The sequence below is a fragment of the Planococcus maitriensis genome, assembly GCF_003289925.1.
GTDB classification, from domain to species: domain Bacteria; phylum Bacillota; class Bacilli; order Bacillales_A; family Planococcaceae; genus Planococcus; species Planococcus maitriensis.
The window spans coordinates 38,196-64,369 of the sequence record NZ_QLZQ01000007.1; the positions used below are offsets into that span (position 1 = coordinate 38,196).

General features: G+C 51.1%; 25 protein-coding genes. 8 read left to right on the plus strand and 17 right to left on the minus strand.

Annotation, left to right across the window (positions count from 1 at the left end; all coding sequences use genetic code 11):
• Positions 1–20 precede the first annotated feature (20 nt).
• The 7 genes from DP119_RS13530 to DP119_RS13560 all read right to left on the minus strand — a co-directional run bounded on the left by DP119_RS13530 (position 21) and on the right by DP119_RS13560 (position 8,502).
• Positions 21–1,637: a glycoside hydrolase family 13 protein gene (locus tag DP119_RS13530; RefSeq protein WP_112233671.1), complete on the minus strand. Its 1,617-nt coding sequence runs from the start codon at positions 1,635–1,637 to the stop codon at positions 21–23.
• Positions 1,638–1,649: 12 nt separating this feature from the next.
• Entirely contained in the window at positions 1,650–2,669 is a 1,020-nt protein-coding gene (locus tag DP119_RS13535) for a LacI family DNA-binding transcriptional regulator (RefSeq protein WP_112233672.1), read from the minus strand.
• Between the two features lie 13 nt (positions 2,670–2,682).
• The gene (locus tag DP119_RS13540) at positions 2,683–3,498 is read right to left on the minus strand and encodes a carbohydrate ABC transporter permease (RefSeq protein WP_112233673.1); all 816 of its coding nucleotides are present in this window, start codon (positions 3,496–3,498) and stop codon (positions 2,683–2,685) included.
• Positions 3,498–4,358: a carbohydrate ABC transporter permease gene (locus DP119_RS13545; protein ID WP_112233674.1), complete on the minus strand. Its 861-nt coding sequence runs from the start codon at positions 4,356–4,358 to the stop codon at positions 3,498–3,500. Before DP119_RS13545 ends, DP119_RS13540 begins: the two co-directional genes overlap by 1 nt.
• 76 nt (positions 4,359–4,434) lie before the next feature.
• Complete coding sequence (locus DP119_RS13550; protein ID WP_112233675.1) at positions 4,435–5,739, minus strand: ABC transporter substrate-binding protein; 1,305 nt, start codon at positions 5,737–5,739, stop codon at positions 4,435–4,437.
• A 258-nt stretch (positions 5,740–5,997) separates the two neighbouring features.
• Positions 5,998–6,870, minus strand: coding sequence for an ROK family protein (locus DP119_RS13555; protein ID WP_112233743.1), 873 nt, complete (start codon positions 6,868–6,870; stop codon positions 5,998–6,000).
• A gap of 21 nt (positions 6,871–6,891) precedes the next feature.
• On the minus strand, positions 6,892–8,502 hold the full coding sequence (locus DP119_RS13560) for a glycoside hydrolase family 13 protein (RefSeq protein WP_112233676.1): 1,611 nt from the start codon (positions 8,500–8,502) through the stop codon (positions 6,892–6,894).
• A 163-nt stretch (positions 8,503–8,665) separates the two neighbouring features.
• On the opposite strand from DP119_RS13560, the gene DP119_RS13565 reads away from it, so the two are divergent.
• Positions 8,666–9,250, plus strand: coding sequence for a biotin transporter BioY (locus DP119_RS13565; RefSeq protein ID WP_112233677.1), 585 nt, complete (start codon positions 8,666–8,668; stop codon positions 9,248–9,250).
• A 37-nt stretch (positions 9,251–9,287) separates the two neighbouring features.
• Here the strand turns inward: DP119_RS13565 and DP119_RS13570 are convergent, their stop codons facing one another.
• A complete protein-coding gene (locus tag DP119_RS13570; protein WP_112233678.1) occupies positions 9,288–10,244 on the minus strand; it encodes a ketopantoate reductase family protein in 957 nt (318 codons plus the stop codon).
• A 352-nt stretch (positions 10,245–10,596) separates the two neighbouring features.
• Complete coding sequence (locus DP119_RS13580; RefSeq protein WP_112233680.1) at positions 10,597–11,679, minus strand: YkvI family membrane protein; 1,083 nt, start codon at positions 11,677–11,679, stop codon at positions 10,597–10,599.
• Between the two features lie 174 nt (positions 11,680–11,853).
• On the opposite strand from DP119_RS13580, the gene DP119_RS13585 reads away from it, so the two are divergent.
• Both DP119_RS13585 and DP119_RS13590 read left to right on the plus strand, forming a co-directional pair.
• Positions 11,854–12,417, plus strand: coding sequence for a TVP38/TMEM64 family protein (locus DP119_RS13585; protein ID WP_338066456.1), 564 nt, complete (start codon positions 11,854–11,856; stop codon positions 12,415–12,417).
• 80 nt (positions 12,418–12,497) lie between these two features.
• The gene (locus DP119_RS13590; protein ID WP_112233681.1) at positions 12,498–13,274 is read left to right on the plus strand and encodes an alpha/beta fold hydrolase; all 777 of its coding nucleotides are present in this window, start codon (positions 12,498–12,500) and stop codon (positions 13,272–13,274) included.
• Positions 13,275–13,332: 58 nt separating this feature from the next.
• On the opposite strand, the gene DP119_RS13595 is transcribed toward DP119_RS13590, so the two are convergent.
• On the minus strand, positions 13,333–14,109 hold the full coding sequence (locus DP119_RS13595) for a 3-hydroxybutyrate dehydrogenase (protein ID WP_112233682.1): 777 nt from the start codon (positions 14,107–14,109) through the stop codon (positions 13,333–13,335).
• Between the two features lie 25 nt (positions 14,110–14,134).
• Positions 14,135–15,454 carry a GntP family permease gene (locus tag DP119_RS13600; RefSeq protein WP_112233683.1) on the minus strand — a complete coding sequence of 440 codons (1,320 nt, stop codon included), beginning with the start codon at positions 15,452–15,454 and terminating at the stop codon, positions 14,135–14,137.
• Between the two features lie 198 nt (positions 15,455–15,652).
• Between DP119_RS13600 and DP119_RS13605 the strand changes: the two genes are divergently transcribed.
• On the plus strand, positions 15,653–16,534 hold the full coding sequence (locus tag DP119_RS13605; protein ID WP_112233684.1) for a LysR family transcriptional regulator: 882 nt from the start codon (positions 15,653–15,655) through the stop codon (positions 16,532–16,534).
• Between the two features lie 48 nt (positions 16,535–16,582).
• On the opposite strand, the gene DP119_RS13610 is transcribed toward DP119_RS13605, so the two are convergent.
• From DP119_RS13610 to DP119_RS13630, 5 genes are all read right to left on the minus strand, one after another.
• A complete protein-coding gene (locus tag DP119_RS13610; RefSeq protein WP_112233685.1) occupies positions 16,583–17,386 on the minus strand; it encodes an ion transporter in 804 nt (267 codons plus the stop codon).
• Positions 17,387–17,611: 225 nt separating this feature from the next.
• The gene (locus DP119_RS13615) at positions 17,612–18,307 is read right to left on the minus strand and encodes a class F sortase (RefSeq protein ID WP_112233686.1); all 696 of its coding nucleotides are present in this window, start codon (positions 18,305–18,307) and stop codon (positions 17,612–17,614) included.
• Entirely contained in the window at positions 18,282–19,082 is an 801-nt protein-coding gene (locus DP119_RS13620) for a DUF4397 domain-containing protein (RefSeq protein ID WP_112233687.1), read from the minus strand. Before DP119_RS13620 ends, DP119_RS13615 begins: the two co-directional genes overlap by 26 nt.
• Positions 19,083–19,277: 195 nt before the next feature.
• Positions 19,278–19,943, minus strand: a complete 666-nt coding sequence (locus DP119_RS13625; RefSeq protein WP_112233688.1) for a reverse transcriptase-like protein — start codon at positions 19,941–19,943, stop codon at positions 19,278–19,280.
• A gap of 39 nt (positions 19,944–19,982) precedes the next feature.
• The gene (locus tag DP119_RS13630) at positions 19,983–20,639 is read right to left on the minus strand and encodes a potassium channel family protein (protein ID WP_112233689.1); all 657 of its coding nucleotides are present in this window, start codon (positions 20,637–20,639) and stop codon (positions 19,983–19,985) included.
• Positions 20,640–20,888: 249 nt separating this feature from the next.
• On the opposite strand from DP119_RS13630, the gene cysK reads away from it, so the two are divergent.
• From cysK to DP119_RS13650, 4 genes are all read left to right on the plus strand, one after another.
• Entirely contained in the window at positions 20,889–21,806 is a 918-nt protein-coding gene (gene cysK / locus DP119_RS13635) for a cysteine synthase A (protein ID WP_112233690.1), read from the plus strand.
• A gap of 149 nt (positions 21,807–21,955) precedes the next feature.
• The gene (locus DP119_RS13640) at positions 21,956–22,744 is read left to right on the plus strand and encodes an ABC transporter ATP-binding protein (protein ID WP_101805357.1); all 789 of its coding nucleotides are present in this window, start codon (positions 21,956–21,958) and stop codon (positions 22,742–22,744) included.
• On the plus strand, positions 22,728–23,483 hold the full coding sequence (locus tag DP119_RS13645; RefSeq protein ID WP_101189817.1) for an ABC transporter permease: 756 nt from the start codon (positions 22,728–22,730) through the stop codon (positions 23,481–23,483). Before DP119_RS13640 ends, DP119_RS13645 begins: the two co-directional genes overlap by 17 nt.
• Positions 23,484–23,514: 31 nt before the next feature.
• Entirely contained in the window at positions 23,515–24,507 is a 993-nt protein-coding gene (locus DP119_RS13650) for an ABC transporter substrate-binding protein (RefSeq protein ID WP_112233691.1), read from the plus strand.
• Positions 24,508–24,549: 42 nt separating this feature from the next.
• Here DP119_RS13650 and DP119_RS13655 read toward each other — a convergent pair whose 3' ends face one another.
• Positions 24,550–26,097, minus strand: coding sequence for a Na/Pi cotransporter family protein (locus DP119_RS13655; RefSeq protein WP_112233692.1), 1,548 nt, complete (start codon positions 26,095–26,097; stop codon positions 24,550–24,552).
• Positions 26,098–26,174: the final 77 nt, after the last annotated feature.

Here is a 26,174-nt window from a genome sequence, read left to right on the forward strand (position 1 = left end):
ATGTTTCTCTGCCAGAAGCGTTAAGCGAGCTTATATACCCGTGCTTCATACGGCTTTAATTGATGCACATCACGGTCCCCGTAGTTGGCGAGCAGCAGTTCCGCGCCTTCCGGTTCCAGCCAAGCGCATGTAGTGCTTCCAAGGTTAGCGAGGATGAGCACCTGTTCGTCACCTTGTGTACGGGTATAAGCATACACATCTTCACATTCGGCCTCAACCAAGTCATAGCTGCCATAAACCAGCACATCCATGTTTTTGCGCAAGAAGATCATTTGCTTATAGAAAGACAAGACGGATGCCGGATCCTGCATCTGGCTTTCGACATTGAGCCATTCGAAATTCGGGTTCACCTGCAGCCACGGGGTGCCCGTCGTGAATCCGGCATTTTCTCCTGCGTGCCATTGCATCGGCGTGCGGGAATGGTCGCGGCTTGTCGATTTCAATAAGGTCATGATCGCATCATGTTCCATGCCTTCCGCTAAATTATAGAAATACAAATTATGCGTATGGACATCGTCATAATGATGGATTTCGTCGAACGGCGCATTGGTCATGCCGATTTCCTGGCCTTGATAGATGAACGGAGTGCCTTGCATGAAGAAATACATGCAAGCGAGCGCTGTCGCACTTTCGCGCCAGTATTCGCCATCGTTGCCCCACGTCGAGACGACGCGCGGCTTGTCGTGGTTTTCGATGAACAATGCATTCCAGCCGACGCCGTCGACCGCTTTTTGCCAGCGCGTCAGGACGGTTTTCAAGTCATTGACGTTAATCCCCTGCTTGACATCGCTGTCCCAAAGCGTCAAATCCTCGAATTGGAACACCATATCGAATTTGCCGTCTTCTTCGCTGATCCATTCATCGATATCTTCAGCATAGACGCCATTCGCTTCCCCGACCGTCATGATGTCGTATTTCGCAAAAGTCTCATCACGCAATTCAGCGAGCAGCGGCTGAATGCCGTCAACATTCATCATTTTTTCCCATGCCGGCACCCACGGCTTGCCTTCTTCTATCGGCAGGTCGCTGAAATCTTTCTTGATATGGCTGATCGCATCGACGCGGAACCCGTCAATGCCTTTATCCAGCCACCAATTGATCATTTCGTATAGCGCTTTACGGACCTCTGGATTTTCCCAGTTCAAATCCGGCTGCTTTTTCGAGAAGATGTGCAAATAATATTGCCCCGTCTTCTCATCGAGTTCCCACGCCGGGCCGCCAAAAATGCTCTCCCAGTTGGTCGGGCGGTCACGCCAAATATACCAGTCGCGTTTCGGGTTATCGAGCGACGAGCGCGATTCCAAAAACCACGGATGCTCATCGCTCGTATGATTGATGACCAGGTCGATGATCAATTTCATGCCGCGTGCATGCACTTCTTCGAGCAAACGGTCGAAATCCGCCATCGTCCCGAGTTCATCCATGATTTCCCGGTAATCGCTGATGTCATAGCCATTATCATCGTTCGGCGATTTATACATCGGGCAGATCCAGATAACATCGATCCCGAGTTCCTTTAAATAATCCAGTTTCTCCGTGACGCCATTGATATCCCCGATGCCATCCCCATTTGAGTCATTGAAGCTGCGGGGATAGACTTGATACGCCACCGCTTCTTTCCACCATGTTCTATTCATAATCGTTTCCTTTCAAAGACTTTGGCAAGAACCTCTTTCGATCAAGGCCGCCGGAACGATGATGTTCCGGGGAGGCGCATTGCCATCGTTTATTTTTTCCAATACCAGATTCGCCGCTTCCATTCCAAGGTCGAAAATCGAAATGTCCACCGTGCTGAGGGGCGGTTTCAAATGGCTCGATAAAGTGTGGTTGTTAAACCCGACGATCGATACATCGGCCGGTACGGTAATATTCAAATCTTCCAAATAACTGATCACCTCATAGGCGACCAGGTCATCGTGCGTGACGATGGCTGTAGGCGGATTTTTCTGTTCCATCAAATTGCGGATCGCCTGCTGTTCATGGCCTTCCATCTGTTCCTGTGTGACAACATACTCCGGGATGAACGGAATCTTCGCTTCGTCCAGCGCTTGCCGGTAGCCGCTCAAGCGGTCCGCAGACACGATGAAATCGGATGCCCCGCCGACAAATGAAATATCCCGGTGGCCAAGTGAAACCAAATGGCCGACCACTTCTTTCGCGATGGCGACATTGTCATTATCGACATAGGAAATGGCGTCCGGGCGTGTATACGGCCGGCCCACCACCGAAAACGGAATGCCGTTAGCCAGCAGGTAATCCATGACTTTATCATCGGTTTTCGAATACAGCAAGATAATGCCGTCGACGCGTTTGCCTTGTGTCATCGCCACGACTTCTTCATAGATTTCCTGCCCGGTCGCGCTGGTCGATAGATACAACCCGTACTGGCTTTGATGGGCACTGACGGAAATGCCGCGCAGGACTTCCGGGAAGAATGGGTTCTGGAAAGCAAGCGTCGTCGAGTTTTCCATGATGACGCCGATCGCTTTGCTTTTTTGTGCCACCAGGTTGCGCGCTTGGAAATTCGGGTAATAACCGAGCTCCTCCATGGCTTTCCGTACTTTGCGCTTTGTTTTCGGGGTGATCTTCGGATGGTCCGCAATAACCCTAGAAACCGTCGCCGGCGAGACTTCGGCCAATTTCGCAACATCTTTGATTGTAATCGCCATTGCGATTGCCCCCTTATTTTACAGCGCCGTCCGAGACACCTTTGATGATCGAACGCTGTGCAAAGAAATAGAAGATAATGACCGGAATGATCGCCAGCGTAAGTCCCGCAAGCGCCAAATGCCATTGCTTCGTATATTCGCCGAAGAAGAAGAACATCTTCAACGGAATCGTTTCACTGCCGGTCGTATTGATGACCAGCGACGGCAACAGGTAATCGTTCCAGATCCAGATGATATTGAGTATGGCGACCGTAACGGTGATCGGCTTGAGGATCGGGAAAATGATATGCCAGAACACTTGCCAACGGTTCGCCCCGTCGATTTTCGCCGCTTCATCGAGCGATTTCGGGACATTATTCAAAGCACCATGATACAGGAAAATCGACAGGCTCGCACCGAAACCGATATACATGAAAATCAATCCGCCGCGGTTCAGCATATCGAATTGGCCGAATACCGTGACGAGCGGAATCATCACCGATTGAAACGGGATGAGCATCGCCGAGACGAACAGGAAAAACAGGATCGTGGAGATCTTGCTTTTCGCTCGCGACAACGCATAAGCAGCCATCGCCGAGAACAAGACGATGAGCACGACGCTGACAACGGTGATCAATAAAGAATTGAACAAAGTTCTGAGAAAGTCGAGTTCCTGAAATGCCACGATGTAGTTATCGAAGCTCCACGCTTCCGGAGGGCTCGTCGTGTCGAGGAAAATTTCCTTTTTTGATTTGAAGGAATTGACGAACATTAAGTAAAAAGGCAATAGCCATAGAATCGCCAGTGCGACGCCGAGCACTTCAACTTTTATATTCCAGCGGTTGCGCATTACATTTCGACCTCCCGGCGTTTATTGATATACACTTGAACGAGTGCAATAATAGCGACGATCAGGAAGAAGATGATCGCTTTTGCCTGAGCATAGGCGAAGGCATTTTGCACAAACGCTGTCTTGAAAATTTCCATGGCGACCATTTCCGTCGAATTGTATGGGCCGCCCGCTGTCAGCGATAAGTTCTGGTCGTACAGCTTGAATGTATTCGATAAAGTCAAGAACATACTGACTGTGAACGCCGGGGCAACAAGCGGAAAGATGATGTAGCGGAAGCGCTGTACGGTCGATGCGCCGTCAATTTCAGCCGCTTCGATCAACTCTTTCGGCAAGCCTTCCAAATAAGCGATGTAGATGACCATGATATAGCCCGCCATCTGCCAGCTCATCAGTATGACCAAGCCCCAAAAACCGGTTTCGGTTGTCGACAGCCATGCCTGCAAGCTTTCCATGCCTACTGCCTCCCCGACACTGGCAAACACTTTCAGGAAAATGAACTGCCAGATAAACCCGAGGATCAAACCGCCGATCAAGTTCGGCATGAAAAAAGTCGTACGCAGCAAGCTGCTCGTCTTGATTTTTGATGTGACGATCAACGCGAGTGAAAGCCCGATGAAATTGATCAAAATGACGGACACAACCGAGAACTTCGTCGTGAACCATAGCGAATCGAGGAAACGCTCATCCTTGAATAGGTTCAGGTAATTCTGGAACCCGACGAATTCGCCGGTTTGGATACCGTTCCACGCTGTAAATGAATAGAAAAGCCCCAGCAGCATCGGCACAACGACGACTAGTGCCAACGCCAACAATACAGGCGCTAAAAATAACCAATAGGAAAGATCCCGTGTACGCATAGTTTAGCCTCTCTTTCTAGTTAAGCCCCGAAACAAAACAAAGCAGCACAATGGCTGCTCTGGTTTGATGGACAAATTACTCTCCGCGGCTCGTTTCCCATGCCGCTTTCGCTGAATCGACCACTTCTTCCCAGCTCGCTTCATCGCTCAAGTATTTCTGGATGCCAGCGCCGAGTTCATCTTCACCCCATCCAGTCGGATAGCCCATGAAGACCCAGCCAATTGTTTCGCCGGCTTCTGAAGCGTCGTAAATCGCTTTGGACATTGGATCCGTAATTTTCGATGTGTCATAACCTTCGTATGCCGGGATAAATTTAAAGTCTTCCAAAACAGCTGTTTTTCCAGTATCGGACGTGTAGAGCCAATCGAGGAAATCTTTTGCTGCCGTTACGACTTCTTCATCTTGGTTCGAGTTGACGCCCCAATACATCGGCACGCCGACCGGCAAGCCGCCGTCTTCCAAGCCTTCAACCGGGATCGGCATCATGCCGACGCCTGAATCCGCGAGTTCCTGGTCAATTCCTGCAATCGAACCGTGAACCCAGTTACCTTGCTGGATGATCGCCACGCGCTCAAGTGAAAATAGCTCTTCTACTTGCTGTGAATAATCCAGGCTCACAGTTGGTTGTTTGGAATACTCGTTTTGCAAATCAAGGATTTTCTTGAATCCTTCGCCGTATTCGAATTCCACTGTATCTGCATCGTATGCCGTCAAGACGTTATTATCGAATTCAGGCGCGAGGAAAGTGTTCGACAAATGAAGCCCTGTGACCCATGTTTCTTTTCCTGGCAATGCGAAGACAGATTCAAGGCCGAGTTCGTCTTTTTTCGAATCAAGCGTCTTCACTGCTTCTTCCAAGCTTGCATAATCCGTAATCGAGGCCGCATCGATTCCCGCTTCTTCGAACAAGCGCGTATTGTAGATAAATCCGTAGCCTTCCTGGTTGTACGGCAAACCGAGCACTTCCGATTCGACTGTCACCCCGTCCAATGTGCCTTCAAGCGCTGCATCTGCGGCGCCTGTATCGGACAAGTCAGTCAAGTTGTCTTTCCAGTCCGCTACGTCCTGTGGCCCGCCAATGTTAAAAATAGCCGGCTCATTACCTGAAGCGAAACGGGAACGAAGTGCAGCGCCGTAATCTTCCCCGCCGCCGACTGTCGTGATTTCGATATTGACGTCAGGATTTTCTTCTTCATATTGTGCGACGACATCTTCGAACTGGTCTTTGAACTCCACTTTAAACTGGAAGATATCGACTGTTACTTGCTCCCCGCCGCCTTCTGCCGTTGAGCCTTCATCCCCTGAACTGCATGCTGCAAGCGCCCCCGCAGACAGTAAAACAGACGCCAATAACCCTTTGCTGAACTTTAATTCCTTCACTTGAACTCCCCCTTTGAGTTGTCGTGCAAACGATTGCACGATAGAGCAGAAAAAAATGGAAACTCCTTGGTAAGCGTTTCCAACTAATAATTATTAACAGATTATCACAATGAAAACGTTTGCGCAATCTATTTTTAAAATATTTCAATTGTTTTTATGTCGTGCAAGCAATCTATAGTCAACCGGCACCCTTCACGGCCTGCGCCAGCCTTTTCACTCGGGCATGGCTCAGGCTTCAGGACCTTTGAACTCTTATCTTTATTTCTCCAAAACGAGCAGCGCTGCCCCAAGCATGCCGGCATCGTTTTCGAATTGTGCCACTTCCACCGGTAATGGATTCAATAGCACTTCCGCCAATTGGCGCTTTAGTTCATCCATCCATGCAGAGGCCGATTCCGATACACCACCGCCAATGATGAGCATGTCCATATCGAAGATCGCCTGTAAGCTGCTGATGTAGATTGCCAAGTCCTCGGTGAAGTCAATGACCAGCTTTTGCGCTTGGGCATCTGTTTCAGCCAGTTCGAATAATTCTGGCGGCGTCACCGAAAGCCCCGTTTCCTTGATACGGCGTACAAGGGCCGTACCCGACAGGTATTGCTCTGCACAGCCAAGCCGGCCGCAAGCGCAGCGTGAACCGTTTGGATACAAGATCATATGGCCCAGTTCTGCAGCCCCGCCGTGCGGGCCGCCGCTCAACAGCTTGCCATCCCAGATGATGCCGCCGCCAAGCCCCGTGCCGAGCGTGATGCAGACGACGCGCCCGAGCCCTGTTGCGGCGCCGAATTTCGCTTCAGCGAGCGCCGCGCAATTGGCATCGTTCTCCACTTCCACGTATCGCCCTGTCGCTTGTTCCAGCGGTGCTTTGACCTCTGTCCCTGTCCAGCCCGGGAGCATATCGCCTGCGAAAACGATGCGCCCTGCTTTCGGGTCGACAAAGCCGTGCGTTCCGATACCGATTGCGGACACATCAGGATGCTCCTCTAAAAACAACAGCACTTGACGCTCCAAATGCGGGTACAATGGAAACTCCGTTTTCACTTGACGCTCTGCGAGTATCCGTCCCTCTGCATCAATAACCCCCATACGGATTTTCGTTCCCCCAATGTCTACACCAATTACTTTACTCATTTTCCCCATCCTTCCTTAACCTCATTCACCTATTTTTTGATGGCCCTCATAAAAGCATAAAGCTTCATATGGCCTTAGCTTCACTACGTCCTGATTTTCCTGCGGAGGGTAATTTCCGATCAGCACTTGACCCGTTGGCAACGGCAGTTCACGCGGCGTTTCGGAAAAATTGCAGTAAACCGTCAATTGCTCATCCGCTGCACGTCGTGTATAGGCAAAAATCTCTTCGTCTTCACGATGCAATAGCTTGAAATCGCCTTTAGTGATAACTTCAAGTTCTTTTCTGAACGCGATCAATTTTTGGTAATAGCCAAATACCGAATCCGCTTCGTGACGTTTTTCTGCATTGATCTCCGGATAATTGGGATTGACTGAGATCCACGGATCGCCTTTCGTAAAACCGGCGTTTTGAGAGTCGTCCCACTGCATCGGCGTTCTGGCATTGTCACGGCCTTTTGCGTGGATTGACTTCATGAGTTCTTCGTGCGGAATGCCTTGCGCGCGCTTTTCCTTATACATATTCAAGGTCTCGATATCCCGGTACTCATCGATTGATGAAAACGCCACATTGGTCATGCCAAGCTCTTCCCCTTGGTAAATATACGGCGTCCCTTGCAAGAAATGAAGGCAAGTGGCGAGCATTTTCGCCGATTGCTTGCGGTACTGCGCGTCATTCCCGAAACGCGAGACGATACGCGGCTGGTCGTGGTTGTTCCAATACAAGCTGTTCCAGCCTTTTTCAAAAAGCTCCACTTGCCATTTCTCCAGGTTTTCTTTCAAATCCGTGAGGTGCAGCGGGTGGAGCTCCCATTTTCCGCTTGGCCCCTGGTCCAGGTTCATGTGTTCGAAAGTGAAAATCATGTTCAGTTCGCGGCGATCCGGGCCCGTATATAATTTCGCGTCTTCCGTCGCGGCGCCGGGCATTTCCCCGACCGTTACGATGTCATAATCGGACAGCACTTTTTCGTTCATCTCCTGCAAAAATTCATGGACGCGCGGCCCGTTGAAGAAGTGGGGTGTGCCATCGCCATCGATGCCATCCGGAAAATCCTGGTCTTTGGAAATCATATTGATGACGTCCATGCGGAAGCCGTCGACGCCTTTATCAAGCCACCAGCGCATCATCTTATACACTTCATTTCGCAGTTCCTCGTTCTCCCAGTTCAAGTCAGGCTGTTTCTTGGAGAACAGGTGCAGATAGTATTGCTCTCTCTCTTCATCGAATTGCCACGCCGACCCGCTGAAAAAAGAACGCCAATTGTTCGGCTGATCTTTCCAGATGTAATAGTCAGGGCGCTGCGTAAACCAATTGTGTTCGTCAGACGTATGATTGACGACTAAATCCATGACAAGGCGCATCCCGCGCTCGTGAACTCCCTCAAGCATCCGTTCGAAATCATCCATCGTCCCGAACTCCTGCATGATTTTTTGGTAGTCGCGGATGTCGTAGCCATTGTCATCGTTCGGTGAATCGTAGACAGGGGAGAGCCATAACACATCCACGCCGAGCTCCGCCAGATAATCCAGCTTGCGGATGATCCCTTGGATGTCGCCAATCCCGTCGCCATCAGAATCCATGAAACTTCTCGGATAAATTTGATACACCACTGCTTTTTTCCACCACTCCGTCATAGTCTCGCCTGCTTTCCTGAAGATTCATTCATTTCTTTTTATCATACGAAAAATTGGAAAAGAAACACAGAACTTTTTAAGTAAACCTTTTATAAAAATAAGTTGACTTAAAATAACTCATTCTTTATACTCGGTTTTAGTACATACGAAGTGGAGGATTTTCATGACAACTTCAATAACCAGATCCAGCAATCATTCGCGTACCTTAACACTCGTTCACATCGCCATGTTCGCAGCGCTCATGGCGATCGGCGCCAATATTTCCTCTTTCCTGATCGTCGGGGGTGTGCCGATCACCTTGCAGACCTTCTTCGCAGTTCTTGCCGGCATTCTGCTTGGCAAGCGTCTCGGCGCTGCTGCGATGATCGTCTATGCCGCAATCGGCCTTGCCGGCGTCCCGGTCTTCGCCAAGTTTTCAGGTGGCATGGACACATTGATTTCCCCGACATTCGGCTTTATCCTATCTTATATCTTTACCGCTTTTGCAGCAGGTTGGATTGCAGAAAAAATGCCTTCCAAAAAGGGGTTTATCTTCGCAGCTCTTGCAGCGACAGCGATCAATTACGTGTTCGGCACCAACTGGATGTATGCCGCTTATAAACTATGGTTTGCCGCGCCGGAAGGCTTTACTTACGGGATGGCATGGGCTTGGATGGCGGTGCCTCTTCCAAAAGACGTGCTGCTCGCTGTTTTTGCCGGCCTGTTCGGTTTCCGGATGCAGCCCATTATCAAGAAATACTTGCCTTAACAGGAACAGCCAGTTGCCGGAAACCCCGGCAATTGGCTTATTTTTGTACGCTCGATTCGTCGACGCGCAACTTATAATTCTGTTCGATGATGCGGATCAACCCAGCCAGGCTGGCATTGACGGGCGTTTCGATTCCGTGCTTTTTCCCCAGCTTCACGATGCCGCCGTTGATGACTTCGATTTCGGTCTGGCGCTTCTTCAGGATGTCCATGAGCATCGATGATTTATTGCCGCCGATATCCTGACGCCCCATTCTCAGGCATTCTTCTGCGACCGCTTCGGCGTCCGCCTCCACGCCTTCCGCACGGGCGACGAGCACCGCTTCTGCCGTGACCGCGCGCAGCAAGTCTTCTCCTTCCTGCGTATTGAGGATGTCGCCGTTCTTCAGGCGGGTGAGGGCGGTCACGGAGTTGAAAGCGGCATTGACGAATAATTTATTCCAGATGACTGCGTTGACGTCCGCAGACACTTCCGTTTTCATGCCCGCTGTACTGAGCATTTCAGCAAAAGCTTCGAGTTTCTTGCTGGCAGCTTCTTCTTCGACATTGCCCAGATAGTTCGTGCCCCAGCCCCGATGGAGAATTGTGCCATCGTGTTCAACGCTCGCGCCATGGCCAAGTGTTCCGGAGACGACCGTATTCATCGGGAACAACTGCCGGATCGTTTCGGCGTTCCCGATGCCATTTTGCATCGTGACGATCACCGTACCCTCAGCCAGCTTGCCACGCAGTTTGCTGAGCACCGCTTCATTGGCCTGGGCTTTCAACAGGACGAGAAGAATATCCACCTGCTCACCGGCTTCCAGGTCCTGTACGACTTCCAGCCCGATTTGCGTTATTGAATTATCTTTTTCGACGATGCGCAATCCCTTTTCATTGATGGCCTCTACATGGCTATTCAAGCGGTTGTATAAGCGCACTTCTTCCCCGCTTGCCTTCAGTTTGCCTCCAGTTAAACACGCCATCGCGCCTGCCCCGGCAATTAAAATCTTCATCCCATTCCTCCTATATATATATGTCTACTTTCTTTCTTCACTATACCAAAAAGGCCTTCTGCGTGGCAGAAGGCCTTTTCTTAGTTTGACAAGAAACTCATAATAATCGTATTTTCCGAAGCTTATTGCTCGCTTTCCGTGGGCTCGCGCCCAAGCCTCCTCATCCGCTTCGCTGCTTGCGGGGTCTCGGTCGTCTCGCTGATCCACTGGAGTCGAGCAATCGCTTCTCCAAATACTCAGATAGAATATTGATTTTTGATTGTAGAAATAGTGATTTCCTTTTTCATTCATAACGGATTATAGACTTCTTCAACACTCTGAAAAGGCCTTCTGCGTGGCAGAAGGCCTTTTCTTAGTTTGTTGCTTTCTTTTCGCCTTTGGCTTTGTCGTTTTTACCGACTTGGCGGATATCCGCCAAGATCAAGGCCCCGATCAGCAGCAAGCCGAGATAGCCGACTGCCGGGTACAGATAATTGACCAAGGCCGTAAAGCCGACGAAGCTGAGCGCAAAAGCGATCAACCCGGCAATGATGACGAAAATCCGGAACTTCTTCGTGCCGATCTCCGTGAACCGTGCAGAGAATGACAGCAGCATGCTGACAGCCGTATTGTAGATCATCGCGAAGATGACGACTGCCATGATGATGCCGAGGATTGGCGAGATGTCATCACCGATGGCGAGCATCGGCAAATCGGCTCCCCCGACGACATCCACTTTCGCGAATATCGCCACATAACTGAGGAGGATCAACACGCCGAAACCGAGCCCGCCGATCAACCCGCCGCGTGCTGCCACTTTCTCGTCCTTTTCAGCGCCGCCCATGACGAGCGACATCGAAGCGCCCAGCGCGATTGCGAGCGATACATAGTTAATCGCTGACAATAGCCAGTTCGGCGTAGCCGACAGCTGTTCTTTCGCCACCGGATCGAGTGCGCTGAAACTGCTGTCCATCGTGATGACGCTGTAAATGGCGATTCCCACCACCATCAAAATCAGGAATGGCGTGATACTGGAAATGACCGTAATGACTTTTTTCACGTTCATCATGATCGTGACGATGACCAAGACAATCATGATGCTGCGCCCGAATGCCGGCGCCAGGCCAAATTGTTGGGAGAAAATCGAACCGGCTCCAGCGACCATGACGACTAAAATACCGAATAAGGTCAATATCAATGTATAGTCAATCACTTTTCCGAGCCATTTCCCGCTGATGCGGTAGACGACGTCTTCATGAGAAGTGGTTTGCATGCGGCTTCCGAGACGCGTCAAAATCATCCCGATATAGCCGAATAAGGCGGTAGCGACCAGGACGCCGCCTACGCCCCAGTAACCAAAACTAGTAAAGTATTGCAAAATTTCCTGCCCGGAGGCGAAGCCAGCGCCGACAACGATCCCGATAAAGGCACTGGCTATTTTCAAGCTTCTTTTCATAAAACCCTCTCCTTTTCTTGGTGGTGGACAATCTGGATGTTCAATAAAAATTATTTTTATACAGATAATTTTTCATACCCCTAATCCAGGACAAATCAAACAAATTCTTGCTTTTCCGGACCTTATCGCTTATTCTTCCTTATTAGTAATAGAAGATGAAAGGCGGGGAGAGCAGTGGATTTGGCTGAGTTTGAACAAGCGATCGAAAAATTCATCGGGCATGCGGGATTTTGGGCGCCACTCTTGTTCGTTTTGCTTCATTTGATTCGCCCATTGCTGTTTTTGCCCGTCATCGCCGTTTGCATAGCAGGCGGTTTTCTTTTCGGCTTTTTCCAAGGGGCCGTCCTATCATTTATCGGGTTGACTCTGATGAGTTTCGTTTCATATATGCTGATCAATAAATTCCCGCGCTTCCGCGCCAAACTCGCTGCCCTGAAAGACAAATGGTTCCCTGACCGCAATTTGACCGTTTCGCAGGTGATGATCCTGCGGGTGATGCCATTTGTCCATTTTCACCTGCTGTCATTTTATTTGATGGAGATGACTAATACGCGCCGTGAATATATGTATTACTCCGCACTCGGTTTAATCGCCCCAGCTATCCTGTATACCGCTTTTGGCAGAGCCATTTCGGAATTCCCCTGGTACACTACACTCAGCATGTTCCTGCTGCTCGCCGCGATTTTCAGCTTTATCGATAAATGGCAAAGCCGCAAGCATAAAATGGATAAAACCTGACAAGCGCAAATGGCTTTCCGTTTGCGCTTGTGTTATTGAGGTATAGTAAAATAAGAGATAGAGATGAGAGGACGAAAACAATGCCTATATTCACCAGAAACGACATTAGCCTGTATTACGAAGATATTGGAAGCGGCCAGCCGCTTCTCCTGTTCCACGGGCTGACCAGCAGTTCCGCCATGTTCTACCGCGAAATCAGTTTTTTCCGGACGAAGCGCCGCATCATCGCGCTGGATTCAAGAGGCCACGGCCACTCGGCAAAACCTGATTCCTATACACTCGACAACCACATCGAAGACGCCGCCGCTTTACTTGACCATCTGGGGCTGGAATCGGTCGATGTCATCGGTGTTTCCATGGGAAGTTATATTGCGCAGGGGTTAGCTGCGAGACGGCCTGAACGCGTGCGCAAATTATTATTGGTCGCCACGAAATCCTACGGCGAGCAATCATCCATGGCCGAACTGTTCGAACGCCATGCAGAAGAATTCAACGGCTTGTCCATCCATGACAAGCTGGATAAAGCGCAAGCATATATGTTCCACCGCTTGACCGCTGTCAAGAAATGGCAGGCAAAGACTGCACAAAACAGCCCCCAACTGACTATGGAGCAGCAAGGCATCGCGTCAAACGCTTTGGAGCGCTTTGATTTGCGCCCGGAACTCCCGAGGATTTCAGCAGAAACCTTGGTTATCAGCGGCCGCTATGATGAATTAAATCCGCCCAATAAAGGGCGCGAGACGGCGCATCTCATCCCGCACGCCAGCTATATGGAATTCAAGCGCTCGGGCCATGCACCGAACGTCGAACAGCCCCGGCTGTTTCTCGGCATCGCCGAAAACTTCTTCGACGATTGAGCTTCATTTAATAGCCAAATAAACATAAGAAAGCACGGCGCAAAAATGCGCCGTGCTTTTATTGTGCTGTATAGCCGCCGTCCAGGACCGCTGCCTGCCCGGTGATGCCGCGGGCTTTATCGCTCGCGAGGAACATCGTGTAATCGGAGACTTCCTGCACCGACAGCAAACGTTTCTGCGGAACCAACGGATAGATTACTTCTTCCAGGACTTTTTCCAGCGAGACATTGCGCGTCTTCGCCAGATCACCCATCTGATTGCGCACGAGCGGCGTGTCGACGTACCCCGGGCACATCGCATTGACGGTGATGCCATGCTCTGCCCCTTCTAGCGCCGCCACTTTCGTCAAGCCGATGACGCCATGCTTGGCGCTGTTATAAGCCGCTTTCCCGGCAAACCCGACGAGCCCGTTGATCGAGGCCATATTGATGATGCGCCCGAATCCTTGTTTCTTCATGATCGGGAATGCATGCTTCGTCGCCACGAACGGTGCGACCAACATGATCTTGATCAGCAATTCGTATTTCTCGGTCGGGAATTCTTCGATCGGCGAGACATGCTGCATTCCCGCGTTATTGATCAATACGTCCAAGGAACCGAATGTTTCCACCGTCTTGTCGATGGCTGCTTTGATCTCTTCTTCGCTGGTGACATCACATTTGATCCCGATGCAATCGAAGCCCTGCCCCTTCAATTCATCAGCAGCTTGTTGCACCGCTTCTTCGTTGATATCGGTCAGCACGATCTTTGCGCCTTCTTTAGCGAAATCCACGCTGATTTCATAACCGATGCCGCTCGCGGCGCCGGTGATCAATACAACTTTCTTATCTACCATGATGGAATCCCTCCAAGTGAAAAAATTAAATGCCTAGCCCTAAACTGAACAGCACGATCGCAATCGCCAATCCGATCAGCGGCACGATCACCGTTACAGCCCCCATTGCCCCGTAGGCTGCTTTATGGGTCTCGCCGCAAATCCCTTGGATGGTCGTTACGACATAGCCGTTATGCGGCAATGAATCGAGAGCCCCCGAAGAAATCGCGATGGTCCGGTGAAGCGCTTCCGTGTTGACGCCCATATCGATATAATGGGGCGCAATCAATGGCAATGCGATGACTTGACCGCCTGAAGCGGATCCTGTAAGGCCGGCGATGACACTGACCGCCACGGCGCCGCCAATCAGCGGGCTTCCCGGAATGTTTGTCATGGCATCGACTGCCACTTGGAAAGCCGGGACTGCTTTTGCAACGCCGCCGAAACCGACAACCGCTGCCGTGTTGCCGATGGCGATCAATGCGCCGATTGTCCCGTCCGTCAAAGCTTTGCCCAGGTTCGTGAAATATTTCATGTTCAACAGGTACGTGGTGATGACCCCGCCGAGCAATGCCAAGATCAAGGCAGAAGTGCCGAGTGAATCATGGAAAATGAACGACACAGCCAAAACGACCAATAACGGAATCAAGCCCGTGACCGGATGCGGCAATGCTCTATCCGACATTTGCGGATCGGATTCCCGTGATTCGAAACGCTCGCCTTTCTTCACGGCTTTATTGATCATGCGCTTCAGCCACCAATAGCCGAATACCGCCATGAAGACCGCCACGATGATGCTGACTTCCCAGCCGGCATATGGGCTCGTGTTGAGATACTCAATCGGGATCCAGTTCTGGATCTCCGGCGACCCTGCAGAAGTCATCGTAAATGTCACAGACCCAAGCGCAAGAGCTGCCGGGATGAAGCGGCGCGGCAAGTCCGCTTGCTTGAACAAGCTGAGTGCCATCGGGTAAACCGAGAACGCGACGACGAACAAGCTGACGCCACCGTATGTCAGGACAGCACAGGCGATGACAATCGCCAATACCGCTTTTGACAAGCCGAATTTTCCGACCAGCCATTTGGAGACACTGTCCGCAGCACCTGTGTCTTCCATGACCTTACCGAATATGGCCCCGAGCAAGAACATCGGGAACCATGAGGTGATGAATCCGGAGAAGCCGCCCATATAGTTCGATAGTAAATTGGCTTCCCCTTCCCCCACTAACTGCGGAAACAGCGGCAGCCCGCTGAGAACCGCGACGAACAAAGCCGACAACGGGCCGGCAATCAATAAATTGACGCCTCTCATCGTCAACACGATCAATAGAATAAGCCCGCCGATCATTCCGATCATACTTAACATGATAAATCCCCCTTTTGAATGTGTTACGGTTTTTCGAACAAATTGGAAACGCTTACTTTTCTCCCGGAAAAGCATGGATGAATTGTCTAAATATTTAGTCCTGAAACCTTTTAATACTATACAACGAAGAAATCGATAGGTAAAATGAATAATAATAATAGCTTCCATAGACATTAGTTATAGATAAGGGGCGTTCTTATGGATATCCGACAGCTTAGTTATTTTATCGAAGTGGCAAAGCATCAAAGTTTCACAAAAGCAGCACAAGCCCTCCATGTGACGCAGCCGACACTCAGCAAGATGGTCAAAAACCTGGAACAGGAAATGGAAGTGTCTTTATTCGACCGCTCGTCACGGAAAGTTCGTTTGACCGATGCAGGGGAAGTCGTCTTTATCCAGGCCCAGAAAATCGTCAACAGCCTCGAAGACTTGTCCTCTTCGCTGTATGACATCATGAACTTGAACAAAGGAAAGATCAAAATCGGCCTGCCGCCGGTCATCAGCACGCTGTTTTTCCCGACGATCATCGCAGAATTCCAATCCCGCTATCCCGATGTGACCGTCATCCTGGTTGAAGACGGCGCAAAGAAAGTGGAGGAAAAAGTAGCTGACGGCGAAGTGGATCTAGGATTTGTCATGCTTCCTGTCGATGCCGAACGTTTCGAAGTCGTTCCGTTTGTCGACCAGGAGATCAAGCTGCTGGTCCACGAAGACCATCCGCTCGCCAACCAGGAAACAAGGGACCTGATTGATTTCAAAAATGACCCTTTCCTCCTCCTTAGCAAGGAATTCACGCTCAATGGGCGAACGGTCGAATTCTGCCGCAGCGAAGGGTTCGAGCCGAAAATCGCCTACGAAAGCTCACAATGGGATTTCATCGTCGGCATGGTCGAGAAAAACCTCGGCGTCACGTTGATGCCCAAGCTGATTTGCGACCGCGTACAGGACGGCCCCTTCAAAACCGTCTCCCTGACCCAGACATTCCCGTGGCGGCTCGGCATCATCATGGCCAAAAACCGTTACGTGCCTTATGTCTCCCGCGAATTCATCACACTCGTCAACCAGTTGCCGAAAGTTTGATCCGTACAAAAAGAAGCTGCCCATGAAGGCAGCTTCTTTTGCTTAGGGTTATTTCCGGTCGACGAGTGTTTGGATCATGCTTTTCAGTTCGCCGACCTCTTTTCTCAAGTCTTCGATTTCCGATGTGTCTTCTTTGATGCCTTCAAGTTCAGCCGTCTCTTTGTCGATTTCATCTGAAATCTTCTGCGCATTGTTGACGATTTCCCCGACGATCAAGTTGATCATCAGGAAGGTCGATACGACGATGAAGGAAATGAAGTACAGCCAGGACCATGGCTCAGACTCAAAGACCGGGCGGAAAATCCCGCTCGCCCAAGATTCCAATGTGAAGATCTGGAATAGCGAGATAAGCGAAAGCCCGAGATCTCCGAAATATTCCGGTTCAATATCCGCGTAAAAGAATGTGCCGATGACCGCATAGACGTAAAAGATGATCGACATGAGCAAGATGACGCTCGTGATGGTCGGAATGGCCATGAACAAGGCGGTCACGACGCGGCGCAGTGACGGAATGGTCGACACGGTCCGCAGCACACGCAGCACGCGGAAAATCCGCAATACGCTGATGAATGGGGAATTATAGAGGATAAGGCTTCCGACAACGATGATGAAATCGAAATTATTCCATGCATTGCCGAAGAATTTCGCCCGGTAAACGAATAACTTAGCGAAGATCTCCAAGGCGAAGAATGCCAGGATGATGATATCCAGCATCAACAGCCATGACCCGTAGTTTTCCGCAATTGACGGATAGGTCTCCAAGCCGACCAGCAAGGCATTGATTAAAATCAAAACAGTGATGAATGTATTGAACCGCGCACTTTCCACGATCCGCTTCAGTGATTCCTTCATAGGGCGATAGACGACTCCTTATTTAATCTTATGTAACCGATACGCTCATCGCGCAAAAAAGTTCCCTCCAATTATATCATGCAGTTATGCGGAAGTTGCTTTTCAGCCGGGCGCTCCCTCAGGTAATGTTGCGAAAATGTGACGGCCGCAGACTGCATCTCCTTCAGCGGCAAAGCAGAACCCTAAACAGCCACTAAAAAAAAGCGCCTCCAAGGAGACGCTTTCCTATTCTTGTACAAGCGAGGCGTAGACGATCAAGCGTTCTTCCCTCGTGCCCCGGTCATAATCATAGGTTCCGGAGCAGGTAATCAGCACCAGTTCGGGGGACGAATGATAGCCGAAGACCGAATCGACATCCGCCAAATCGAGCGGCACTGACTCCATCGTGTGGACCTTGAACCGCAGCTCGCGATCGTCGCCGGAGACGAAAATCTCATCTCCCGGCTCGAGCTCCGTCAAATCCCAAAACACAGCCGGGCCGTCCAAATCATCGACATGTCCCGCTATGACCGACCGCCCTCTTTGGCCGGGTCGGTAGCCCGGAGAAAACCAGCTCAGTTCCTCGCCGTTATCCGGCACCGCCATTTCCCCCGTATCGGTCACGCCGAGATGCGTGACATCCGCTTCCACCCCAATGGATGGGATGGACAGCGTCTCTGGCGCGATGCCCGGCTGGTTCAGTTCATTGATCGGGTTGCCCGCCTGCTTCGACTTCGGCTCAGCCGCCGGTTTTTCTTTCTCAGCGGCTTTCGCCTCCCCTGCTTCTTTCGGTTGTTCTGATCTCGCCGCTTCCGCTTTGGCGGAAAAGCCGACTTCCGCACTGCGGATACTCACTTCATCTTGCGGGGCAGACGTACATCCCGCAAGAAATACGGCAGCGAGGAGCAATGCGAATTTATTGAAATCGTTTTCTCCACACAAGCCCGCTAGCTGCTACCAAGAACAACGCGCCACCGACCAGCAGCCACATGGACTGGGATTGTTCAGGCGTGCCAAGTCCAGTTGTCGGCATTTCATCCGGCGATGCAGCCGCTTCGTAATCGACAAGGGCGATCACTTCAAGGGAATCGACTGTGTTGACTGCAAAGACAGAGTAGACAGTATCTGCAGCAAGTTCAGTTCCTTCGAGCGGCAATACTTGTGTGCCATCCGGCAAACGGATTTCCAAGTCGTACGTGTCAGGAGCTACTTCTGCATAATCCGTGATTCCCGGGAACTCGGCTCCGCTGAACAGCGCATCTCCTCCGATGATCCCAACATCAACTGCCGGGGCATCCGGGGACAAATGGCCGACGCGGATTTTCGCCTGGCCTTCAGTGACTTCCATGGAATCTTCAGCTACTACAAATTCGATGGACTCCAAGAGGTTGGCTGCTGCGACTGTATAAGCTTTACCGGCTTCCACTTCCAGATCAGCCTGCAAAACGCCTTCTCCTGCTGCATATTCAGTACCTGCAGCGAATACTTCTACATCATGTGTTCCAGCCGGGACTTCCAAATATCCGGAATCCGTCTTGAATGGTACTTCTTCGAGCGTTAAATCCCCGTTGACGTACACATCTACTGCAGGGGCATCAGGTGAAGCGTGCAACACCCGAACTTTTGCCATGTCACCGTGTTCATCCGCCATGACCAAAGATCCGAGAAGCGAAAACAGCACCAGCATTGCGACAAGAGAGACAGATAACTTCTTCATGTGTCCAACCTCTTTCCATATAGTATTTGTATAACTTTTGTACACCTCATTTATACACCCTACACAAGATAATTTCAATATATATCTAACTATTCTGATAAATTTGAGTGATTTGGCATGTAAAGTGATACAAACTTACGTGGAATAGAAAAAGTTGCCAGGAGTCCTTATTCCTGGCAACCACCCATTATTTATTCATTTATCAGCATTCAAGTCAATCAAGCTCTCAATCACCGTTTCGCCAAGTGCCTGTGTTGCCAAACGGTCAGCTTCCGCGTTTTCCTTTCTCGGGACAAATTCGTATTCGGGATGGATGCCGAGCTTTTCCAGGCGCTGGTCGATCCGGTCTGCCCACCTTGCCAAGCTTTGTTCCGGCACTGCCCATTCACCGCTCATCTGATTGACCAGCGTCCTCGAATCGCCGATAAAGCGGACAGGGAGATGATGGACGCCGAGCAATTCGATTTCCTGGACCGCCATCGACAGTGCTGCATACTCAGCCTCATTATTCGAATCGATTCCATCGATGATGGCATTTTTCCGTAAGCGATATTCCTTGCCGTTTTGATTGAAATAGATGGCGCAGCCGAGTCCCGCCCGTTTCGAATGGCGGTCAAAGCCCCCATCGTAATAGGCGACGGCGTCATGCGGCTCTGTCTCCACTTCCTTGACATAGTTTTTCAGTTCCTTGACGCTCCAGTTGCTGTTATGGCGATCGGCAAACTGAAGGCGTTTGGTGCGGCCTGTGCGATCCAGGTCCTCGGCCACCATCAGCGCTTCATTTGCTTCAAGCTCTTCGGAGAGAAATTGCACGATTTTGTTTTTCGGTGATTTATACGTCCAATCGATCCGTACTTTCATTCAGCCACCGCCTTTTCCCATCGATTGTGCTGCCGTTCTTTACAGCCCTTTGTCTTCAAAGCGTTTAAGGTCGTCTTTATGCCCCATCGCAATCAGGATATCCCCGTCTTCGATCGAATCCTCCAAGAGCGGCGCGATATTGACATCCTCCCCGTGTTTGATCGCCAAAATCATGCAGCCGTAATCTTTCCGGATATTCAATGATCCGAGTGTCTTGCCGATCACTTTGTCGGATGCCGCAAGTTCGATGATGCTGTAGTTTTCGGATAAGTTGATATAGTCGACCACTTTTTCGGAATCGATGTGATGGGCAGTCCGGACGCCCATTTCATATTCCGGCTGGATGACACGGTCTGCCCCGATGCGTTCCAGTATCTTTTGGTGCTGCTGGTCGCGTGCTTTCACCCAAACTTTAGGCACGCCCAGTTCTTTCAGCATGAGCGTGCATAAGACGCTCGCCTGCAAGTCATCGCCGATTGCGACGATGGCATACTCGAAATTCCGGACACCGAGCGACTTCAGGCTGCCTTCGTCCGTTGCATCGGCTGTTGCGGTATGGCTTGCATAGTCAGACATCGTGCTGACTGTTTCGGGGTTGGAGTCGATCGCCATGATGTCGTGCCCCATCCCGTACAGCTCTTTGCAAACACTGCTGCCGAAGCGCCCCAGCCCGATTACCACTATTTGTTTTTTCACAGCTGTCCCTACTTTCTATTGCATGATTCGAACGATTTCCCGTTACCAAAATAGTACGCTACTCCTTGGCGTTTTGTCGAAGATTTCACTCCGTCCGCCTTATCCAACCGAGCGGTCATCGGCTAATTTCCTTCTATAATATGAATGATCCTGCCAGTATATGAAACAAGCCGATGGCGTGGCCTTTCGCTTTGTACTACAATAGATGATAATATCCTTTATATCCGATAGAGAAAGGTTGTTTACTCGATGAAACCATTTGATTCCATTACCGACCTGATCGGCGATACGCCTGTTGTTAAATTGAAGCGCCTTGTCCCTGAAGGGGCAGCGGATGTCTACGTCAAACTTGAAATGTTCAACCCCACTAAAAGCGTCAAAGACCGTGCAGCTTATAATATGATCAAGCAAGCTGAAGAGTCGGGCGCATTAAAGGCGGGATCGACCATCATCGAACCGACGAGCGGCAATACCGGCATCGGCCTGGCGATGGTCGCTGCAGCGAAAGGCTACCGCTCCATCCTGGTGCTGCCGGACAACGCTACCCAAGAGCGCATCAATTTGCTCAAAGCATTCGGTTCGGAAGTTGTCTTGACGCCAAGCGACGACAAAATGCCGGGCGCCATCCAAAAAGCGCTTGAATTGCGGGAAACGATACCCGGCAGCTTCATCCCCCAGCAGTTCGAAAACCCGGCCAATCCCGATGCCCACCGAGGCACGACAGCGCTTGAGATCCTCGAGCAAATGGACGGCCAGCTCGATGCATTCGTCGCTTCGGCCGGAACGGGCGGCACCATCACCGGTACCGGCGAGACCTTGAAAGAGCAATTGCCGAACCTCCATATTACTGTTGTCGAACCGAAAGGCTCCCCTGTCCTGTCAGGAGGCAAGCCAGGCAAACACAAGCTGGTCGGCACTAGCCCTGGATTCGTGCCGGATACATTGAATACGTCCATTTACGATGAAATCATGGCCATCGAAGATGAAGACGCCATCGAGATGTTCCGCCGCGCCGCACGTGAAGAAGGCGTCTTTGTCGGCCCTTCTGCCGGCGCGACCATCTATGCAGCCATCGAAATCGCCAAACGGCTCGGTCCCGGAAAAAAAGTATTGTGCATTGCACCGGACACCGGTGAACGCTATTTGAGCATGAACCTATTCGAATGAATTTTGTTTTGGAAAGAGAGGCAGATGCCTCTCTTTTTTTATTGCCCGAAACTTTTTTGCGCGTGATTATTGACAATCCCTATAAAACTACTATACTTTATTAAATGATATCCAATTGGAAAGGTAGGTTTTATAGCCAGTGAATTATTTTGTTTATTGAAATCCAGCACATCAACAAGATCTATACCGATAAAGACAATAATGCCAATACCGTATTAAAAGATATAAACCTTGAAATCCCGAAAGGCCAATTCGTCTCGATTCTTGGCCCATCCGGGTGCGGCAAGTCGACTTTGCTGTCGATGATCGCCGGCCTCACCTCCGCTTCGTCCGGCGGCATCGTCGTCGACGGAAAGAATGTCCAGAAGCCCGGCAAAGACCGCGGCATGGTGTTCCAGGAAGCAGCCTTGTTCCCTTGGATGTCCGTGACGGAAAACGTCGTGTTTCCGTTGCGCAAGGACATGAACAACAAGCAAGCTGCAGAACGCGCACGCCATTTCCTGCAGATGGTCCAGCTCAGCAATTACGCGGGCCACTACCCGCATGAATTGTCGGGCGGCATGCAGCAGCGCGTCTCGATCGCGCGCACCTTAGCGATGGACCCCGCTGTGCTCTTGATGGACGAACCGTTCGGCGCGCTTGATGAACAGACGCGCAGCCGGCTCCACGGGCAATTGGAGAAAATCTGGATCGATACGCAGAAAACCATCGTTTTTGTCACGCACAGCATTTCGGAATCGATCAAGCTATCGGACCGCATCGTCGTGATGGGCACCCGTCCCGGAACTGTCATCGCGGACATCGAAGTCGATATCCCACGCCCGCGCGATGAACATAAACAACAAGTCGCCGCGCTCGAAGAACGCATCATGGGGCTGTTGAAAGGTGAAATCGATAAAGTCATAAACGAGGAGCTTGCTTATGAAGCCCGCAGTTAAGCGCCTCCTGTTTTTCACTGGACTGATTGTTTTCTGGGGTCTCGGTTCCCAATTCGAATTATGGCATGAAACGATCCTGCCTTCGCCGTTCAGCGTATGGGACGCACTGGTCGCAGGATTCGCCGATATGACTTTGGTCTATGACCTGGTGGCGAGTTTCCGGCGCCTGTTGATCGGCCTCGCCGTTTCACTTTTGATCGGGACGGCACTCGGCATTTTGCTGGCCCGCTCCAAAACGGCCGATGACACGATTGGCTCGATGGTCCTGGCTTTGCAAAGCGTACCGAGCATCATCTGGCTGCCGCTTGCGATGATGTGGTTCGGCCTCGGGGAAGGCGCCATCATTTTCGTCGTCATCCTCGGCGGTACATTCGTCATGACGCTCAATGTCCGGACAGGCATCAAAAACGTCAACCCGCTTTATATCAAAGCAGCCCGCACGATGGGATCCGGCGGCATCGACCTATTCTGGAAAGTCATCATCCCGGCGTCGGTCCCTTATCTTGTAACCGGCGCGCGTCTCGCCTGGGCTTTTGCCTGGCGCGCGCTCATGGCCGGTGAATTATTAAGTGCCGGGCCAGGGCTTGGCTATACTTTGCGCTATGCTTCCGATTTCGGCAATATGGCACTCGTCATCGGTGTCATGATCATCATCGGTGTCGTCGGCGCCGTCGTCGACCAATTGATCTTCCAACGCATTGAAAAGAACGTCCTGAAACGCTGGGGACTCGAATCCTAAAATTCGAAACCATTAGAGGAGGAATTATTCCATGAAAAGATCCGGACTTGTATTAACGACCCTTGCAGCTGCGGGAATTTTGTCAGCTTGCGGAGCATCAGGCGCCGCCTCAGGCGATGCTGAAGATACCATTGTACTCGGTTATTTCCCGAACCTTGACCACGCCACGGCAATGGTCGCAAAAGACCAGCAGTTCTATGAAAGCAATTTGCCGGAAGGCACGAATGTCGAATACGTCACATTCGCTGACGGCTCCGACTTCATGACCGCCTTGAAAACCGGCGACATCGACGGCGGCCTGGTCGGCCCGGGCCCAGCGATGAATAACTATACGAACGGGGCGGATGTGCGCATGATCGCTGGCGGCGCTAGCGGCGGAACCGTCGTCATGGCGCGTGATGGCAGCGGCATCGAATCCATCGAGGACATCCCCGGCAGCACGTTCATCACGCCTCGTGTCGGCTGCACGCACGATGTCCAGTTTGAGACTTATATGAAAGAAAACGGCATCACCTCAAACCGCATCGGCGGGGAAATGATCCATCAGACCGGCAAGCCTGCCCAGTACGAAGCGATGTTTGAAACAGGGAAGATCGATGTTGCGGTGGCACCGGAACCTTGGGCATCCGTCCTCGCCCAAAATACCGGCGCGAAGGTGATCATCCAGCCGGATGAAATTTCCTTCGGCACGACGCTTCCGGCATCGGTTCTCGTCACTTCCAGCGAATTGATCGAGTCCGATCCGGAAACCGTGCAAGCGATTGTTGACGCACATGAAGAAGCAACTGCCTATATTGAAGAAAACCCGGAAGAATCCAAGGAAATCGTCATTTCCACAATAGACGATATCACCGGCCAAGAGCTTGAAAAATCCGTTATCGACGGCGCTTGGGATAATATGTTCTTCAGCACCGATATCGATGGCGAGGAAATCCAGGCCTTCGGGGACTCGTCATTCGACTTGAAATTCCTGAAAGAAAAACCCGACTTCAGCGAATTGACCGATACGCAGTTTTTGAACTAACTCACTAAAGAAGCCCCTCACCTGAAGCGGTAGGGGGCTTCTTTATGTCCGCTGGGCTTTTTCGAGCCGGGCAACGGCACGCCAAGCATGATAGATGAGGCGGTCGAACCATAACAAAGCGTCGACTTTTTTCAGGACCGTTGCAAGTTCTGCTTCGTTTTTTGCAGCGCGGACGTAATATTCGTTGCGCCTCGCTTTCCGCTCGGCGGCCATTTCCCCGGAAGCTGAACTGAACTCCTTGGCAAGTTCCGGCAATTGTTCATCTTCGGTCATTTCCGTTTGCGCTTTGTCGAGCAGCGGCATCCATCTTCCGGTGAGGCCCGGGTGGACCTGATAAGCTTCCCTGCCGATCGGCTCTTCGATCACTTGCAGCAGGCGATCGACATGGTCGAGGGTATGCAGGATCTGCACATGCCGCTGGAAAGCTTCTTGCGGCATGGACTGGATTTGGTCGAGGAAAGTACGGATTTCCATTGCCGCCCCGTGCAATATATCCACTTTGCGCCGGTCCACTGTCCCGTCACGCAGCACCATCCGCATGAGTTGCATCAATTCCGATAGCACCAATTGGATGGCCTGATGCACCGCTTCGAGTGCGACTTCCGGCAACTTGGCGACTTGCGGGTTGAGGTGCTGGACGAATGGATTGCCTTTTTCGGGGACAATTTTTTCGATTAAACGAATGAATGGGCGGATCAGCAACGCAAAGACCAAAACACCGAGCACATTGAACAAAGTATGGAAAATGGCGATGCCGAATGCAGCGTCGAATTCATCAAAGATGAACACGGTGATGGCAGCGGTTGCCTGCAATAATTGCGGCGTCAACATAAGCGCCAACACTGCTGTCCCGACATTGAACAGCACATGCGTCAAGCCGGCCCGCTTCGCGGCTGTCCCCGCCCCGATTGCAGCCAGGATGGCGGTGAGCGTCGTCCCGATGTTTTGGCCGATGACGAGATATGCCGCCTGCTCGAATTCGATAACTCCTGAAAATAACGCCGTCAGCGTGGTCGCGACGGCAGCGCTCGAAGATTGCATGATGATGGTCATCACGGTGCCGATCAACACAAGCAGGAAAATATTCGTCAGTCCGGCAAAGGACACGGCATGCTGCAATTCCGCCATCCCTTCCTGCAAGACGCCGATGCCCAGAAACAAAAGCCCGAATCCGGCAAGACCCGTACCATACGCCTTGTTTTGCTCGGGCAGGAAGGTTTTCAACAAAACACCGAAACCGACAATCGGCAATGCCCAGCCTTGCAGGTCCACCTTGAAGCCGATCAGCGACACCAGCCAGCCGGTGCTTGTGCTGCCGATATTCGCCCCCATGATGATGCCGACGGATTGGGCAAAGCTGAGCAGGCCGGCACTGACGAAGCCGATTGTCAAAAGTGTGACGGCAGTGGAAGATTGGATGATGGCCGTGATGAATGCACCTGAAAAAATAGCGCGTCCGGTGCCGCCCGCAAAACGGTGCATCCATTCTTTGATGAATCCGCCAGTCAGCTCTTTCAAGGAACCTGTCATCATTTGCATACCCAACAGAAATAATCCGATTCCGCCTAAAATCGCCATGAGCATCCCCATCGCGGCCACCTCCTTTGCTTTATAGCATAAAGGAAAACTCAGTTTTTTTACCGAAAGTTATCCCGGTTGTTTTCTTG

What these genes read in the sequence shown, in the direction of transcription:
- DP119_RS13530 (WP_112233671.1), bottom strand. Translation starts at nt 1,637, where the DNA reads ATGAATAGAACATGGTGGAAAGAAGCGGTGGCGTATCAAGTCTATCCC.
- DP119_RS13535 (WP_112233672.1), bottom strand. Translation starts at nt 2,669, where the DNA reads ATGGCGATTACAATCAAAGATGTTGCGAAATTGGCCGAAGTCTCGCCG.
- DP119_RS13540 (WP_112233673.1), bottom strand. Translation starts at nt 3,498, where the DNA reads ATGCGCAACCGCTGGAATATAAAAGTTGAAGTGCTCGGCGTCGCACTG.
- DP119_RS13545 (WP_112233674.1), bottom strand. Translation starts at nt 4,358, where the DNA reads ATGCGTACACGGGATCTTTCCTATTGGTTATTTTTAGCGCCTGTATTG.
- DP119_RS13555 (WP_112233743.1), bottom strand. Translation starts at nt 6,870, where the DNA reads ATGAGTAAAGTAATTGGTGTAGACATTGGGGGAACGAAAATCCGTATG.
- DP119_RS13560 (WP_112233676.1), bottom strand. Translation starts at nt 8,502, where the DNA reads ATGACGGAGTGGTGGAAAAAAGCAGTGGTGTATCAAATTTATCCGAGA.
- DP119_RS13565 (WP_112233677.1), top strand. Translation starts at nt 8,666, where the DNA reads ATGACAACTTCAATAACCAGATCCAGCAATCATTCGCGTACCTTAACA.
- DP119_RS13570 (WP_112233678.1), bottom strand. Translation starts at nt 10,244, where the DNA reads ATGAAGATTTTAATTGCCGGGGCAGGCGCGATGGCGTGTTTAACTGGA.
- DP119_RS13580 (WP_112233680.1), bottom strand. Translation starts at nt 11,679, where the DNA reads ATGAAAAGAAGCTTGAAAATAGCCAGTGCCTTTATCGGGATCGTTGTC.
- DP119_RS13590 (WP_112233681.1), top strand. Translation starts at nt 12,498, where the DNA reads ATGCCTATATTCACCAGAAACGACATTAGCCTGTATTACGAAGATATT.
- DP119_RS13595 (WP_112233682.1), bottom strand. Translation starts at nt 14,109, where the DNA reads ATGGTAGATAAGAAAGTTGTATTGATCACCGGCGCCGCGAGCGGCATC.
- DP119_RS13600 (WP_112233683.1), bottom strand. Translation starts at nt 15,454, where the DNA reads ATGTTAAGTATGATCGGAATGATCGGCGGGCTTATTCTATTGATCGTG.
- DP119_RS13605 (WP_112233684.1), top strand. Translation starts at nt 15,653, where the DNA reads ATGGATATCCGACAGCTTAGTTATTTTATCGAAGTGGCAAAGCATCAA.
- DP119_RS13610 (WP_112233685.1), bottom strand. Translation starts at nt 17,386, where the DNA reads ATGAAGGAATCACTGAAGCGGATCGTGGAAAGTGCGCGGTTCAATACA.
- DP119_RS13620 (WP_112233687.1), bottom strand. Translation starts at nt 19,082, where the DNA reads ATGAAGAAGTTATCTGTCTCTCTTGTCGCAATGCTGGTGCTGTTTTCG.
- DP119_RS13625 (WP_112233688.1), bottom strand. Translation starts at nt 19,943, where the DNA reads ATGAAAGTACGGATCGATTGGACGTATAAATCACCGAAAAACAAAATC.
- cysK (WP_112233690.1), top strand. Translation starts at nt 20,889, where the DNA reads ATGAAACCATTTGATTCCATTACCGACCTGATCGGCGATACGCCTGTT.
- DP119_RS13645 (WP_101189817.1), top strand. Translation starts at nt 22,728, where the DNA reads ATGAAGCCCGCAGTTAAGCGCCTCCTGTTTTTCACTGGACTGATTGTT.
- DP119_RS13650 (WP_112233691.1), top strand. Translation starts at nt 23,515, where the DNA reads ATGAAAAGATCCGGACTTGTATTAACGACCCTTGCAGCTGCGGGAATT.
- DP119_RS13655 (WP_112233692.1), bottom strand. Translation starts at nt 26,097, where the DNA reads ATGGGGATGCTCATGGCGATTTTAGGCGGAATCGGATTATTTCTGTTG.